This is a genomic window from Bartonella sp. AA81SXKL (genome assembly GCF_042196945.1).
Taxonomy (GTDB): Bacteria; Pseudomonadota; Alphaproteobacteria; order Rhizobiales; family Rhizobiaceae; genus Bartonella.
Window position 1 is genome coordinate 1 of record NZ_JBHIRH010000094.1, and the last position, 1,207, is coordinate 1,207.

Below are 1,207 nucleotides of genomic sequence, written 5' to 3' on the forward strand. Positions count from 1 at the left end.
GTCTATGCTCTTACCTCCTCATCATCACCATTATCCTCACCTCTGCTCTCAACGTCTTATCGATTGTCCGCATCCGCACCGAGCTGCATTTAAGTGCAGAAACCTATGGAATCACAAGCATGATAAGTCTTGGCCTCATGGTTGGTCGACTCTGTTTCTCTAGTCTTTTCCACCATTTTGGCAATGCTGCTGGAACATCACTAGCCGTGGCAATAATCGGCTTTAGCATTTTCCGCTTTTCCCTCACACACATTGTGTGGCTGATGATGCTTTCCTTTTTTATCCTTGGGGGGTACAAACGGTGTGCAAAATGCACTGATAACAAGTTTTATGATGAAAGCCATCCAGAAAAAACAGCGAAACAGCCAAATGCCCGCTTATCTTTTCATCATACAAACATCAGTGTGCATTGGTTTTATCAGTGCGGATTTTGTCCATGTGCATCATACCCAAAGCACGCTGTTTATCATTGGTATCGCGACCATGATCACAGGCATATTAAGTTTTATCTTGAACAGAGTACTATGCAAAAAAAGGAATGCATCTTCAACACCCCATAGAACAGACAACTGCGTTTTTTGTCAAAACAGGAATGCTGCGATTGATAAAATGATAAGGATCAAAAGATGCCCCTGATACAACCTGGTATGGGAACAAAAAACAGTATTGAGCTTCTTTACACGCTCATTCAAATGGCAAAACCGCGCACAGTCCTTGAAATCGGTGCGGGGGATAGCACATGCTTGATTGCTACAGCACTGCAAAAAGCAAAACAAGCATGGCAACAGGATAAAAAACTTTTAAGATCTACCACTTTTGAAGAACGTACAGCTTTTCTTGACCCTTCAGGAGTCCTTGAGAATTATCAACCACGATTGATCACCATCGATGATTTTTCAGCAGAAGGTCAATCCGCCGAACAAGCATGGCAAAAACCACTCCAAGACAACAGCATTGAAAAAGACATGGTAACATTTATCCATATTTCTTCTCTCTTGATGATGAAACGCTCAAATCTTGGGGACCAATAGATTTTGCTTGGATTGATGCTGGAACGCCCGCAAATGATGTGCAATTTGTTACCACACTTTGGGAACATATTACCGCTCATGGTTATCTCTGTCTTCATGAACCAACAATGACAATAACCGTTGCTCTTGATGGAGCTCAACGGGTTCGCCGTGTCAGAACCCCTTTTTGGGAAGAA

At 42.6% G+C, this 1,207-nt stretch carries 1 protein-coding gene and 1 pseudogene; both read left to right on the plus strand.

Translation table 11 applies throughout. The features are described 5' to 3' along the window. Positions 1 to 534, plus strand: a pseudogene (locus ACFINZ_RS09745) (MFS transporter); the annotation flags it as partial. Between the two features lie 92 nt (positions 535 to 626). After that, positions 627 to 1,031, plus strand: coding sequence for a hypothetical protein (locus ACFINZ_RS09750; RefSeq protein WP_034448014.1), 405 nt, complete (start codon positions 627 to 629; stop codon positions 1,029 to 1,031). Positions 1,032 to 1,207: the final 176 nt, after the last annotated feature.

What these genes read in the sequence shown, in the direction of transcription:
- ACFINZ_RS09750 (WP_034448014.1), top strand. Translation starts at nt 627, where the DNA reads ATGCCCCTGATACAACCTGGTATGGGAACAAAAAACAGTATTGAGCTT.